At 66.5% G+C, this 13,253-nt stretch carries 12 protein-coding genes; 6 read left to right on the top strand and 6 right to left on the bottom strand.

Going from position 1 to position 13,253, the window contains the following annotated elements; genetic code table 11:
* Positions 1–54: 54 nt before the first annotated feature.
* The 4 genes from D9V34_RS14215 to metX form a co-directional block, all read right to left on the bottom strand.
* Positions 55–705 (bottom strand): response regulator transcription factor, encoded by a 651-nt coding sequence (locus D9V34_RS14215; RefSeq protein ID WP_030148896.1) that lies wholly within the window; start codon positions 703–705, stop codon positions 55–57.
* Entirely contained in the window at positions 695–1,873 is a 1,179-nt protein-coding gene (locus D9V34_RS14210) for a hypothetical protein (RefSeq protein WP_121689157.1), read from the bottom strand. The genes D9V34_RS14215 and D9V34_RS14210 overlap by 11 nt, the downstream gene beginning before the upstream one ends.
* 114 nt (positions 1,874–1,987) lie before the next feature.
* The gene (locus tag D9V34_RS14205) at positions 1,988–3,253 is read right to left on the bottom strand and encodes a sensor histidine kinase (protein WP_121689156.1); all 1,266 of its coding nucleotides are present in this window, start codon (positions 3,251–3,253) and stop codon (positions 1,988–1,990) included.
* 10 nt (positions 3,254–3,263) lie between these two features.
* The gene (gene metX, locus D9V34_RS14200; RefSeq protein WP_121689155.1) at positions 3,264–4,475 is read right to left on the bottom strand and encodes a homoserine O-acetyltransferase MetX; all 1,212 of its coding nucleotides are present in this window, start codon (positions 4,473–4,475) and stop codon (positions 3,264–3,266) included.
* Between the two features lie 173 nt (positions 4,476–4,648).
* Between metX and D9V34_RS14195 the strand changes: the two genes are divergently transcribed.
* The gene (locus D9V34_RS14195; protein ID WP_121689154.1) at positions 4,649–5,518 is read left to right on the top strand and encodes a hypothetical protein; all 870 of its coding nucleotides are present in this window, start codon (positions 4,649–4,651) and stop codon (positions 5,516–5,518) included.
* An 86-nt stretch (positions 5,519–5,604) separates the two neighbouring features.
* Here the strand turns inward: D9V34_RS14195 and D9V34_RS14190 are convergent, their stop codons facing one another.
* Positions 5,605–6,933 (bottom strand): bifunctional o-acetylhomoserine/o-acetylserine sulfhydrylase, encoded by a 1,329-nt coding sequence (locus D9V34_RS14190; protein ID WP_121689153.1) that lies wholly within the window; start codon positions 6,931–6,933, stop codon positions 5,605–5,607.
* A 293-nt stretch (positions 6,934–7,226) separates the two neighbouring features.
* Here D9V34_RS14190 and D9V34_RS14185 point away from each other — a divergent pair, with 293 nt between their 5' ends.
* Positions 7,227–8,003, top strand: a complete 777-nt coding sequence (locus D9V34_RS14185) for an SDR family oxidoreductase (RefSeq protein WP_121689152.1) — start codon at positions 7,227–7,229, stop codon at positions 8,001–8,003.
* A gap of 7 nt (positions 8,004–8,010) precedes the next feature.
* Here the strand turns inward: D9V34_RS14185 and D9V34_RS14180 are convergent, their stop codons facing one another.
* A complete protein-coding gene (locus tag D9V34_RS14180; RefSeq protein ID WP_121689151.1) occupies positions 8,011–9,018 on the bottom strand; it encodes a LacI family DNA-binding transcriptional regulator in 1,008 nt (335 codons plus the stop codon).
* A gap of 197 nt (positions 9,019–9,215) precedes the next feature.
* Between D9V34_RS14180 and D9V34_RS14175 the strand changes: the two genes are divergently transcribed.
* The 4 genes from D9V34_RS14175 to D9V34_RS14160 are packed head-to-tail and all read left to right on the top strand — an operon-like array spanning position 9,216 to position 13,244.
* The gene (locus D9V34_RS14175; RefSeq protein WP_183091983.1) at positions 9,216–10,505 is read left to right on the top strand and encodes an ABC transporter substrate-binding protein; all 1,290 of its coding nucleotides are present in this window, start codon (positions 9,216–9,218) and stop codon (positions 10,503–10,505) included.
* Positions 10,502–11,452 carry a carbohydrate ABC transporter permease gene (locus D9V34_RS14170; RefSeq protein WP_121689149.1) on the top strand — a complete coding sequence of 317 codons (951 nt, stop codon included), beginning with the start codon at positions 10,502–10,504 and terminating at the stop codon, positions 11,450–11,452. The genes D9V34_RS14175 and D9V34_RS14170 overlap by 4 nt, the downstream gene beginning before the upstream one ends.
* Entirely contained in the window at positions 11,449–12,306 is an 858-nt protein-coding gene (locus D9V34_RS14165; RefSeq protein WP_121689148.1) for a carbohydrate ABC transporter permease, read from the top strand. The genes D9V34_RS14170 and D9V34_RS14165 overlap by 4 nt, the downstream gene beginning before the upstream one ends.
* Positions 12,307–12,350: 44 nt before the next feature.
* The gene (locus tag D9V34_RS14160) at positions 12,351–13,244 is read left to right on the top strand and encodes a nucleoside hydrolase (RefSeq protein ID WP_121689147.1); all 894 of its coding nucleotides are present in this window, start codon (positions 12,351–12,353) and stop codon (positions 13,242–13,244) included.
* The last annotated feature ends 9 nt before the right edge of the window (positions 13,245–13,253 follow it).

Here is a 13,253-nt window from a genome sequence, read left to right as displayed (position 1 = left end):
TTCGTGAGGCAGCAAAAATGGCCCCGTCGAAAGACGGGGCCATTTGTGTGCGTACTAGTCGACGATGATGCCGTCGATGATTGCGCGCTTGCGCAGCGCAACCTTGGTGCCCACGTCGTGTCCGGCACCGCGATACTTCTCGCGGATGCGCTTGAGGTAGCTCTTGGCGGTCTCTTCGGAGATGCTCAGCTCGAAGGCGACGGACTTGACCGGCTCGCCGGAGGCGTACAGCGCCATCACGCGACGCTCCTGTGCGCTGAGCTTGGGGGCACCACCCTGGGCGGTGTTGTTCAGGGCACCCTCGAGTTCGGCGGAGACGAAGTTCTCGCCGCGGTTAGCCGCGCGGATCGCCTCCACAATCATCGTGGCATCCTCGCTCTTAGCCAGGTAGCCCATGGCGCCGGCGGCGAGGGCCTCTCGAACCACGGCGGGCTCGGAGTAGGTGCTCATCAGCACGGTGCGAACGCCGGTGGTGTTGAGGGTCGCGATCTTCAGCGAGATCGGGATGTTGTCCTTGAGGTCCAGGTCCAGCAGAACCACATCTACCGGGAATTCGGGGTGGCCCAGCAGGTCGGGCCAGGTTGCCACGGCGGCCACCGGGACGATGTCTTCGGCGGCGGCGCGAATCCACTCGGTCAGGGCCGATAAGAGCATCCGGTGATCGTCAATGATCGCCAACCGAATGTGAGCGTCTTCACGGCTCATAGCTTCCTCTCGTCGTCCCCAAGACAGGGTTTGCCACCCGCACGGATATCTGAACTCCGGTAACGGTATTGCTAACACCATAGCGTCCGACACGGTCCAAACCGGGCCACGTCGCCGGTTCAATTTCCAAACGTGTCAATCCATCCACATCAATAATGATGACAAATGTGATCTGAGGCGCATCCGGGGCCTCATCGCGGAACTCGATCGTGGCCCTCGGATCGGTGTCACCATCGGTCACGGCGAGCAGCCAGAGTGCCGACAGCAGCCCGTCGCGCTGTTCTCGATTGAGCTTCGCGGCCAAACGTTGCGGATCGATAACATTTAGCCGACCGGCCAAAACCGCGGACTCGGAGATCGCGTGGGCGAGCCAGGTTTGCTGGTGTCCGGCGATCAGGTGTGCACGCAGTTCGGTGGCCAGCTCACCCGCGCGCTTGGCATGTTCGGGATCGAGGGGCAGGGTCAGGGTACCGTCGGCGATCCGCGCAAACATCTCCTCTACTTCGCGGTCCAGCGCGGTCAGTCCGGCCGAGGTGCCCGAGCCGGGGCCGTAGGTGGGTAGCTCGATCGTGGCCTGCAGCAGTACCCGGTCGAGGGCCTGGGTCACCATCCGGCGATACGTGCCGACGATGGTGATCGCGATCGCCAGCGGCACCAGCGCAAACACCATCATCACGCCCTCGGGAGGGCTGCGGTGAGGTTCATAGGCGGTTTGGATGATCAGGAGAAACGCGAATCCCGCGGTCAGGAGTGCTCCGGGCAGGATCATCTCGCCGGTGGGACGCAGCGTGGTCATCGCCACCAGCACCCCGCCCACGGCCACCGCGGCGGTGGGATAGACCGGGTTGTCGGCGATATCCCAGACCCCGGCAAAGTCCAGGGCGGCCGCACTGAGCAGCAGGGTCACGATCACGCGGAAGGCTACCGGCCCCAGACGCGCCGATGTCTTACGCAGGTGTAGCACGGTACCCACCACCACGCAGCCCAGGAGGATCCAGGCAAAACGGGTGGGCAGGGACACCATATACCGCGACCAGTATTCGATCAGGCGCAGGTAGGAGACCGCGACCACGATTGTGCCCGCGAGGGCCAGACCGGTCCCCAGGTGCACGGTACTGAGCCGCGCGGTGGAGCGCGGGGCCCGGGGATGATTCTCGCGCTGGTTCATCGCGGGACCTCCGGCGTGCTGGTGGTGCCGTGCGTGTTGTGGTGGCTGCGCTGAATCATCGCGGGACCTCCGGCGTGGTGGTGGTGCCGTGCGTGTTGTGGTGGCTGCGCTGGTTCATCGCGGGACCTCCAGCATGATGGTGGTGCCGGCACCCGGTGCGCTGAACACCCGTGCGGTTCCGCCCACCTCACCCACGCGGCCGATGATCGACTCGGACATGCCCAGTCGGTTCGGATCGCGCTCGGCATTGGGGTCAAATCCGACACCGCTGTCGGTGACCACGGCGCGCACCACGGTGTCGGTCTCGCTCAGGGTCACATCGGCGGTGGACACTCCCGCGTGGCGGCGCACGTTTTCCAGGGCTTCGGCGAGGGCCAGCAGGATCGCCTGACCGCTGTGGGTGTAGGCGGAGAGGTTTGCGCTGCCGTGGATAGAGACGGTGAGGCCTGCCCGTTCGAAGCGTTCGCGCAGCAGCTTGAGCTCATAGTCGGGGGCCGAGGCTTCGGTGGTGGTCAGGAGGTAGTCGCCCGAGGCCTGGGGGTGCACCTCCTCGCCGGTGCGCAGGCGCTCCAGCAGCTTGCCATCCGAGGCCGCCTGGGCGCGCAGGGCGTTCTCGTCCACTCCGCGTCCCGAGTGGGCCAGCAGCGTCAGCGTGGCCAGGACCGTGTCGTGCAGCAGTCGGGCATCCCGGTGCCGCTGAGCCTCACGCTCGCTGCCCTGACGCTCGGCCAGGTAGGCCCCGCCGATGCCTGAGATGCGACGCATGATGCGTGGGAAGGTTTGATTGAGCCAGATCCCAAAGGCGAGTGACACCGCCCAGGAACCCAGCACCAGTACGAGCGGGGCAAACACGCTGGTTTGCATCGCGTGCAGGGCGATCATCAGGTGCGCCAGGGTTGCGGCGAAGAGCCCGGCGAGGATCAGGGTCTCCCCGCGGGTGGACACCAGAATCGTGGCCACTGATCCCAGCCCCCATCCGGCGATGGCGATGACCGCGGTGATGGTTGCCACCGCGGATTTGCCTGCCGGATCGTTCCACAGCACGAGCATCACCGCCTGGCCCAGCCCAAAGGCGGTGAGCACGCGGAACATGCTGGGGCGTCCGGCGAGCATGACGTGTGCGGCGAGGTGCATCAGGATCAGCGACAGGGTGATCCCGAGCCCGGTGGTGGTCATCGCGCCGGGGGCAAAAACCGCGAGGAGTACGGTGAGCTCGGCGGCGATCGCGAAGGACAGGGTGGTGCCCGAGAGCAGCCGGGCCCGCTGCCAGAGGAAGCGTGAGTGGTCGGCCTCGCTGAGTCCCAGCGCGGGGGAGCGGCGCGGTGCCCGCCCCAGGTGCCGACCGGGCAGCTCGGGGGTGGTCGCGTCCTCGGGGTCCATACCTGGCAGTTTAGGGCTCAGTGGATAACAGTCGCGTGATGGCCGCGCCCACCGCGGGAAACTCGATCAGGAAGCCGTCGTGGCCGTAGATCGAGTTGATCACGGTGGCGGTATCCCCATCGAGTGCCCGCGGGACTCCGGCGGCGATTCGATGCTGGGTTTCCACCGGGAACAACCGGTCCGAATCGATGCCCAGGACCAGCGTGGGTGCGGTGACCCGCGCCAGGGCCGCCTCGACGCCGCCGCGATCCCGGCCCACGTCGTGAGAGTTCATCGCCTGCAGCAGGGTCAGATAGGAGTTGGCATCGAAGCGGCGGGTGAACTTATTGCCGTGGAAATCCAGGTACGATTCCAGCGCGAAGCGGCCACCATCACCCAGCGGGCTGATCGAGGACTGCCAGATCCGGTCAAAGCGCGCGTTGAGCTCGTCCGGTGCTCGGTAGCTGAGCATCGCGATGCGCCGGGCCAGCGCGAGGCCCGCGTGCGGACCCTCGCCGTCATCGGCATCGTAGTAGCGGCCCTGTGCCCAGCCCGGATCCATCGTGATCGCCTGCAGCTGGGTGAGGTTTGAACCGATCTGGTCGGCGCTGATCGCCGCGGGGGCTGCGAGGACCGCGAGCCGGGCCACGCGTTCGGGATGGGTGACACCCCACTCGATCGCGTGCATGCCGCCCATCGAACCGCCGATTACCGCGTTCCAGCGCTCGATGCCCAGGTGGTCGGCGAGCAGCGCCTGCGCGCGCACCTGATCACGCACGGTCAGATAGGGAAAACGCTCACCCCACTCACGGCCGTCGGGGGCGAAGGATGCGGGGCCGGTGGACCCCTGGCAACCGCCGAGGATGTTGGGCACCACGACGTGATAGCGGTCGGTGTCGATGGCAAGGCCCGGACCCACCAGCTCCGACCACCAGCCCGCGGTGTAGTGGCCCGGGCCGGCCTCACCGCGCACGTGGCTGTCTCCGGTAAAGGCGTGAATGATCAGAATCGCGTTATCGCGCTCGGGGGAGAGCTCCCCAAAGGTCTCATAGGCGATGCGCACAAACGGCAGCCGGCCACCGCGCTCGGGCTCAAAGGCACCCAGGCCCGCGAACTGACGGTTGCCGGGCTTATCCCCGTCACGCCACGCCCCCGTTGCCGGAGGCTTACCCATGAGCGCCCGTGCCAGATCCTCGGTGATCATACTCGAGGGCACGGATTCTTCGGGTGTCTGCCAGTCCATGCCCCCATTGTGGCCGCTTCCCGGAATCAATGCGACATTGTGACGTCGCATCCGAACGGAACTGAGAAAATAACCGGGCGTGCGGGGCGGATATGACGCACCGACCACCGGTCAGAACTGGGCGTTCCCTCCGCGCGCACGCCCGAATCTGGAACCGGGGCTAGACTAAGCGCATGCAGCAGCCCCGATTCCTTCGTCGACTGATGGATCCCACCTCGCCCCAGCATGCGCTGGCGGCGGCCGGAATTCTTGGTGCCCTGACCCTGATCGACCCGGCCAAGCGCTCCCCAGCAGGCCGACTTGCCCTTCGCGCCGGACTCGGCGTTACCACCGGTGTGCTCACCTGGGTGAGCCTCGGCCGTGAAGATGGCCTCGCCCGTAACCCTCTGGCCCGGCTCGGCGTCTCCGTCGGTGCCGCCGGCGCCACCATGGCCTTCGCCGAGGTTGGCGAGAAGATGGACGCCGCCGTGATGAGCGCCCTGGTCACCCGGCGCGTGCGCAATCCGCGCCTCCTGTTGGCGGGTGCCACCGGTGCTCTCTCGCTTGCGGCCAGCGCCGTGGACATGCGCGACACCATGACCATCACCGCCCACGATGAGCACCCCGAACACACGGTGGAACTTGAGGCCGGTGCCTATGATGTGATCGCCGGGATGCTGGAGTTCACCGCCGACCACTCCTCCAAGGCCCTGCGCTCCCAGCTCACGGTGGCTCGCGAAACCATCCCGCTGCTCGGCGTGGATGGTGGGGACACCGTCATCCTGAGCGTGGACGAGAGCGCCCCGCGCGCGGTCCCGCACACCTTCGTCTTCCCGGTCAAGGCGCGCTTCCGCTCCTACGGGATCCCGGTTGAGGCCAGCCTGGAGATCGAAGATGGCCGCATGCGCCGCCTGGTCACCGAGCTGATCGATGACCCCAACGGCATGTACGAGGAGCCGATGCTGGGTGAGCCCGAGTGGCCGGCCCGGGCCGACATCTCCTTTGTGTTGGACTCGGCCGAGCCCACACCGGCACCGCTCGCCCCCGCCCCGAGCCACGCCTAGCCTGGACGAGTCTTCGGAACGCCCAGTCTCACGCAACACAAAACCGGCCGGATGCTGATGCATCCGGCCGGTTGTGTGTGTGCAGGCTAGGCGCGCGAGAGCACCAGCGCACGAGCCGCGGCCAGACCCACCTCGAGGTCGGCCTTGATGTCGTCGATGTTTTCCAGGCCGAGCGAGAGGCGCACGAGACCCGGGGTCACACCGGCGGCGAGCTGGGCCTCGGGGCTCAGCTGCGCGTGAGTGGTGGAGGCCGGGTGGATCACCAGCGAGCGCACGTCACCGATGTTGGCGAGGTGCGAGAACAGCGAGAGGTTGTCCACGAGTGCACGACCCGCGTCCACGCCGCCCTTGAGCTCGAAGGAGAGCACCGCGCCGACACCCTTGGGGGCGTAGCGGTTGGCCGAGGCATACCAGGGGCTTGAGGGCAGACCCGAGTAGTTGACCGAGGCCACATCCGGGTTGTTCTCCAGCCACTCGGCGATCTGCTGAGCGTTGGATACGTGACGCTCGATCCGCAGCGACAGGGTCTCGATGCCCTGCAGCAGCTGCCAGGCGCTGTTCGGCGAGATCGCCGCACCGATGTCGCGCAGCAGCTGCACGCGGGCCTTGATGATGTAGGCCACCGCGTCGCCCACGGCCTCCGAGTAGGTGATGCCGTGGTAGGACTCATCCGGGGTGGTCAGGCCGGGGAAACGCTCGGCGTTCTTCGACCACTCGAAGCGGCCACCGTCGATGATCGCGCCACCCACGACGGTCCCGTGACCGCCAAGGAACTTGGTGGCCGAGTGCACCACGATGTCCGCACCGTGCTCGAAGGGGCGGATCAGGTACGGGGTCGCGATGGTGTTGTCCACCACCAGCGGAACGCCGGCGGCGTGAGCGATGTCCGAGACGCCGCGGATGTCGAGCACGTTGATCTGCGGGTTACCGATGGTCTCGGCAAAGAGCAGCTTGGTGTTCGGGCGGATGGCGCGACGCCACTCCTCGGGGTCGTCCTGGTTGATCACGAAGGTGGTCTCGATGCCGAGCTTCGCCAGGGTGTACTTGAAGAGGTTGAAGGTTCCACCGTAGATGGAGGAGGAGGACACGATGTGGTCGCCCGCCTGGGCAATGTTGAGAACCGCGTTGGTGGTGGCGGCCTGACCCGAGGCAACCAGCAGGGCACCCGATCCACCCTCGAGGGCGGCGAGGCGCTGCTCAACCACGTCCTGGGTGGGGTTCTGGATGCGGGTGTAGATGTTGCCCGGCTCGGCCAGGCTGAACAGGTTCTGGGCGTGCTGGGCATCGCGGAACACGTAGCTGGTGGTCTGGTAGATGGGGGTGGCGCGGGCACCGGTTACCGGGTCGGGTGCGGCACCGGCGTGGATCTGCTTGGTCTCAAACCGCCAGTTGGCGGCGTTTGCTGCATCGGTCATGGTTGTCCTCACGGGTCGGAAACTGTGGCGATCGGGCTGATCGAAAAAGTAGAAGTGGGTTGAGGCTAAACCGAACCCGCCGCCCGAGGGAACCCCCGACCGACACACGACGTCATGCGCGGAGACTGGGGGACACGGTGTCCGCATCCGGCGATTGTGTCGGGGACGCGGGTGCGGGGTGATTCGCCCACCGAAACACTATCGTGTGTGGGGGTCCGTCGGGGGTGTGTCCGGCGGATTCGAGCATCCTTGCAGGATCGGTGTTTTGACCCCGGCGGGCGTACTCTATTCTCATGACTTCACAGCGCGTAGTGGTAACCGGAGCAAGCTCGGGAATCGGGGCGGCAACCGTCGCCCTGTTCCGTGAAAAGGGATACGAGGTGCTCGGAGTGGCCCGCCGTGCCGATAAGCTCACCGAGCTGGCCAAGCGCACCGGTGCCGACGTGTTTGCGGCCGACCTCACCTCGGAGGACGATGTGGCGGCGCTCGCCGAATACGTGCGCTCAAACGGCGGCGTACAGATCCTGATCAACAATGCCGGGGGCGCGTTCGGACTGGCCAGTATCGAGGAGTCCTCGGTCGAGGACTGGCAGAAGATGTTCGACATCAACGTGCTGGGCACCAAGCGGGTCATCTCGGCCCTGCTGCCCACCATGCGCCGCAGCACCGCGGCCGGTGAGACCGCCTCGATCGTCGGGGTGACCTCGATTGCCGGACACACCGCCTATGAGGGTGGTGGCGGCTACAACGCGGCCAAGTTTGCCGAGCGTGCGCTGCTGGACGTGCTGCGTCTGGAACTCTCCGGCGAGCCGATCCGAGTGATCGAGATCGCCCCGGGCATGGTCCACACCGAGGAGTTCTCGCTGGTGCGCTTCGGCGGCGACCAGGCCCGCGCCGACGCGGTCTACGCCGAGGTGCCCAACCCGCTGAGCGCCGAGGATATCGCCGAGGCCATCGTGCACGCGGTCGAACTGCCCGGCCACGTCAACATCGACCACCTCACGGTCAAGCCGGTCGCCCAGGCCGCCCCGCATAAGGTCGCCAAGGGCGAGCTGAAGATGAAGCGCTAGTTTCGGGCTAGCTCGGCTCGCACCCGCAGGAGGAGCGCCGGGTGAGCGTGTAGGCAAACAGCTCGTGGACCGGGGAGTCGGGGACATAGCGGACCAGAAGCTCGATGGCCCGGTTGGAAATCTGCCGGATCGGCTGGGCGATCGTGGTGAGCGGGGGCACCGCGAACTCGGTCTGCTCGGTGCCGTCGAATCCGACGATCGCCAGGTCCTCGGGTACCCGCAGCCCGTTGACGTGTGCCGCATAGAGCACCCCGAAGGCCTGCTCATCGGTGGTTGAGTAGATCGCGCGCGGACGGTCGGGCTCGGCCAGCCAGGCGGTCGCGATCCGGGCCGCGGCGGCGCGGGAGATCTCGGCCGGACGCTCCTCGGCGCGCACGGTGACTCCCGGATTGCGCTCGGCATGCCGGGCCAGCGCGGCCTCAAAGCCCGCGCGGTGCTGCTGGGCACCGGCGGTTTCGCCCAGCCCGTTGAGCATGCCGATGCTGTCGTAGCCGTGGTCCAGCAGGTGGGCGGTGGCGTCCCGGGCGGCGGCCTCGTAATCGATGGTGAGCGAGCTGACCCCGTGTGCGTGATCGATCGGGTGCAGCACCAGAACCGGCACATTCTCGCGGCGGAATGCGCTGAGATCGGGGTTATCGAAGAGTGAAACCAGGATCACCCCGTCGACCCGGCGGCCGAGGAAGGACGCGCAGTGCCGGGTTTCCTGCTCGGGGTTTCCGGCGGAGTCGGCGATGATCAGCAGGTGGTTGTGGGCGAGGGCCGCATCCTCCAGGGCCCGGGCCAGCTCGCCGAAGTAGGGGTTGGCGATGTTGGGCACGATCAGCCCGATCGAGGAGGTTTTACCGGCGCTGAGTGCGCGGGCGAGCGCGTTGGGCTGGTAGTTCAGCTCCGCGGCGGCGGCGAGCACGCGCTCCCGAGTCTCCGGGGAGACATTGCGCGGGCCGTTGTTGAACACGTAGGAGACGACCGCGGTGGAGGTTCCCGCGAGCTGCGCTACGTCCCTGCCTGTGGCCACGGGGCACCCCTGTTTCTACTCGGTTAGATATCACGATCCTAGCGCGGCTGCTCACGGGAGTCGGGATCCGCTTGCATGCGCGTCGCCCGCGCGGTAGGGTCATCTAACCGCTTAGTCTATGCGGTTAGATCCGGGTGGTGTGGATGATCCCCCCTGAAGTTCACACCACCCCTCACTCTCGTGAAAGGACTCCTCACATGAGGCGTGTCTCCCTCGCGCTGGTAGCCCTGTCGGCCACCGCGGCGCTCGCACTCTCCGGCTGCTCGGCCAGCTCGGGTGATTCCGGTTCCGCGGATGGTTCCGTGGTGAAGCTTCTCGGTGCCGAGGACCCGGCCACCTTCGCCCCGGTCATCTCCGCCTTCGAGGCCGAAAACAAGGGCACCACCGTGAAGTACACCCAGGTGCCCTTCGACCAGCTCTCCAGCACGCTGCAGCAGCGGCTGGCCGCCAAGGACAAGGACATCGACGTCTACACGGTCGATCAGCCCAACGTGTCCCAGCTCGCCGCGCAGGGATTCCTTGAGGACCTCAGCGATCTGAAGGACCAGGCGAAGAAGGCCACAACCCCCGAGCAGTACTCGGTCAACGTGTACCAGGACAAGCTCTGGGCGCTCTCGGTCTGGAACTCCACCCAGATGATGTTTGTCAACAACGACGCCCTGGCCAAGGCCGGCATCGCCGCCCCCAGCGCCAACCCGGCCGATCGCTGGACCTGGGAGCAGACGGTGGACGCCGGTAAGGCCGCACAGGCCGCCGGCAGCAAGTGGGGCCTGCTGTTCGAGCAGGTTGAGGGGTACTACCAGCTGCAGCCCCTCGCCGAATCCCTCGGCGGCGGCTCGGGCATCACCGGCAAGGACATGCTGACCGCCGATGTGACCAACCCCGGCTGGACCAAGGCCATGCAGTGGTACGCCGACCTCTACTCCAACAACGTTTCCCCGCGTGGGGTGGGCGGATTCCAGACCAGCCCGGTCTTCGCCGACGGCGACGTGCCCTTCTTTATCGGTGGGCCGTGGGACGTGGGCAAGTTCGCCGAGAACGCCAAGTTCAACTGGAGCGTCGTCCCGATGCCCGCGTTTGCCGGCGGAAAGGCCGTGACCCCCAACGGCTCCTGGTCCTGGGGCATCAATCCCGCCTCGGATCACAAGGATGCCGCCAAGAAGTTCCTGGAGTTCGCCGCGCTGAACCCCGCCGGTAACCTCGCCACCACCGAGAAGACCACGATCATCCCCGCCAACACCGAGGCGCAGGCCAAGTACCTGCCGACTCTCGAGGCCCTCGGCGGTACCCACAGCGCCGGGGTCGCCGATCTGATCACCGAGGAGATCAAGAACACCGCCGTCCCGCGTCCGGTTTCGGTGGGCTATGTGCAGTTCGAGTCGATGATGAACAAGGCCTTCGCCGACATTCGTAACGGCTCCCCGGTGGAGGCACGCCTGAAGGACGCCCAGTCCCAGATCGAAGCCGCCTGGAAAAAGTTGCGATGACCGCACCCGGCGCACGCATTCAGCGCCCGGGCACCGCGTCCTCCCTCTCGAGGACGCGGCGCCCGCGCCGGCGCTCCCGCCTGGTCTGGCGGCCCACGCTGGTCGCGCTGGCGTTCCTCTCGCCCGCGCTGATCGGCCTGGTGCTGCTGCGCCTCGCCCCCGCGGTGGTCGCGTTCTGGCAGAGCCTGCAGGGTGGTGGCATCCTCTCCGGGGGTGAACATTTCGTGGGCCTCGACAACTATGTTGAGCTGTTCTCAAGCGCCGACTTCATCGGCTCACTGCTGGTGACCCTGCTCTTTACGGTGATCATCAACCCGGTGCAGGTCGCGATCGCGTTCCTGCTCGCGGTGCTGTACACCCGGCGGGCGGCGGGATCGGGATTCTGGCGCTCGCTGGTGATCCTGCCGATCGCCGTTCCGCCCGCGGTCTCCGCGGTCATCTGGAGCGTCATCTACCGTCCCGACGGCCTGGGCAACGCGTTTTTGGGGATGCTGGGCCTGCCCGCGCAGCCCTTCCTCACCTCGCCCACCCAGTCGCTCACCGCGATCATGGTGCTGCTCAGCTGGGTCGGGGTGGGCTACTGGATGCTGTTCCTGATTGCCGGCATCAACGACGTCCCCACCGAGCTGTATGAGGCCGCCTCCCTGGATGGGGCGAGTGCCTGGCGTCAGCTGTGGACGATCACCTTCCCGCTGGTGCGCCGCCCGCTGGCCTTTGTGCTGGTGGCCGATACGGTGTCCAACTTCCTGGTGTTCGCACCGGTTCAGATATTGACCAAGGGGGGCCCGGAGGGATCAACAAACCTGCTCATGCACGATATTTTCAACCGCGCCTATACGCTCGGGGACCTCAATACGGCCCAGGCCGAGGTCATCATCCTGGTGCTGCTGACCCTGGCGATTGTCGCGGTCCAGTTCCGCCTGCTCAAGAGTGAGGACGCCGCATGAGTGCGACCGTGACCCGGCGTCCGCGCCGACTGCGCACCGGCTATCTGCTGCTCTCGCTGGTGGGGGCCCTGATCGGGCTGGCCTTCCTGCTGCCGCTGTGGTGGACGCTGGTGAACTCGCTGCGTCCGGGCAGCGACACCTTCGCCTTCCTCAACCCGCTGAGCTGGCAGACCTTCTTCACGCTGAGTCCCAACCTCGACAACTACGTCACGCTGCTGAGCGGGGACCTGGGCCGGGCAATCGGCAACTCGCTGTTCATCAGCGTGGTCACGGTCGTGGCGGGTCTGCTGATCTGCGCGATGGCGGCCTTCGGGCTCTCGGCCATTCCGTTCCGCGGACGCGGGGCGATCTTTGGCATCGTGATCCTCTCCTTCCTGATCCCGTTTGATGCAATCGCGATTCCGCTCGCGGACATGTTCCGCGACTGGAACCTGCAAAACACGTTCATCGGCCTGATTCTCCCGGGAATCGGCAACGGCATGGCGATCTTCCTGATCCGCACGTTCTTCCTAGCGATCCCCACCGAGCTGGTCGAGGCCGCGCGCCTGGACGGCCTGGGCTGGTGGGGCGTGTTCCGCCGGATCTACCTGCCGCTCTCGAGGCCGGCGCTGATCGGTGCCGGGCTGACCCTGTTCCTCTTCCAATGGCAGGCGTACATGTGGCCGCTGCTGATGGGCACCGATCAGAACCACATCGTGGGTCCGGTGGCGCTGTCCAACCTGCAGGGCCAGTTCAACGTGGACTACGGCGTGATGTTTGCAGCCTCGGTCATCCTGACCCTCATCCCGCTGCTGATCATCATGATCTGCCAGCGCTACTTCATTCAGTCGGTGAGCACGTCCGGGCTCAAGTAGCCCCCCGTGCCCGACACCCGCTTCAACCCAGAAGGAACCCCTTCATGACCTCGCTTCACCACGTCATCCTCGACACCGATATCGGCTCCGATGTTGATGACGCCCTGGCTCTCTCCCAGCTGCTGGGTACCTCCAACGTGACCCTGCTGGGCGTGACCACCGTCTACGGCGACACCCTGCTGCGTGGACGCCTCGCACGGCGCCTGGCCGGTATGGCCGGCCGCGATATCCCCGTGTACTCGGGGCTGCGCGAAACCATGTCCGGCCGCGAGGTGTGGTGGCCCGGACACGAGGGGAGCCTGCACCCGAACCTCGAGCGCGAGAGCGTGCACGAGGGCGAGGCGATCCGCTTCCTGGTGGACACCGTGACCGCACGTCCGGGCGAGATCGACGTGATCGCGATCGGTCCGCTGACCAACATTGCCGCGGCGATCCAGGCCCACCCGGACTTCGCCTCCTCGGTGCGTCACCTGTGGATCATGGGTGGTGCGTTCACCAGCACCGAACCCGAGCACAACTTCCGCAGCGATATCACCGCCACCAACATCGTGTTTGGCGCCGGGATTCCCACCACCGTGACCGGGCTGGAGGTGACCCGGAAGATCGAGATCCGTGCCGACCAGTTGGAGGAGATCGGCCGCTCGGGTGAGCTCGGTGCCGCGCTGCGCGCCGACGTGCAGCAGTGGTGGGACTACTGGAACGAGACCTGGAACGTGCCGCACGACCCGGTGACCGTGCTCACGATGACCCGTCCCGACCTGTTTGGGTTCTCCCCGCAGGGCCGGATCGAAATGATCGAGGGCGGCGAGGAGGACGGCCGCAGCCTGTTCCACCTCGATGCCGCCGGAACCGTGCGGGTGGCCACCGATGTGGACGGCGTGGCCGTGGGCGAGGAGATCGTCACCGCGATCGGCATCGCCGGCGCCGCCAAGGGCTAATAACGAACA

Origin of the sequence: Mycetocola lacteus, from assembly GCF_003667575.1 — a bacterium.
Taxonomy (GTDB): Bacteria; Actinomycetota; Actinomycetes; order Actinomycetales; family Microbacteriaceae; genus Mycetocola; species Mycetocola lacteus.
This window is presented reverse-complemented; position numbering and strand designations above follow the sequence as displayed.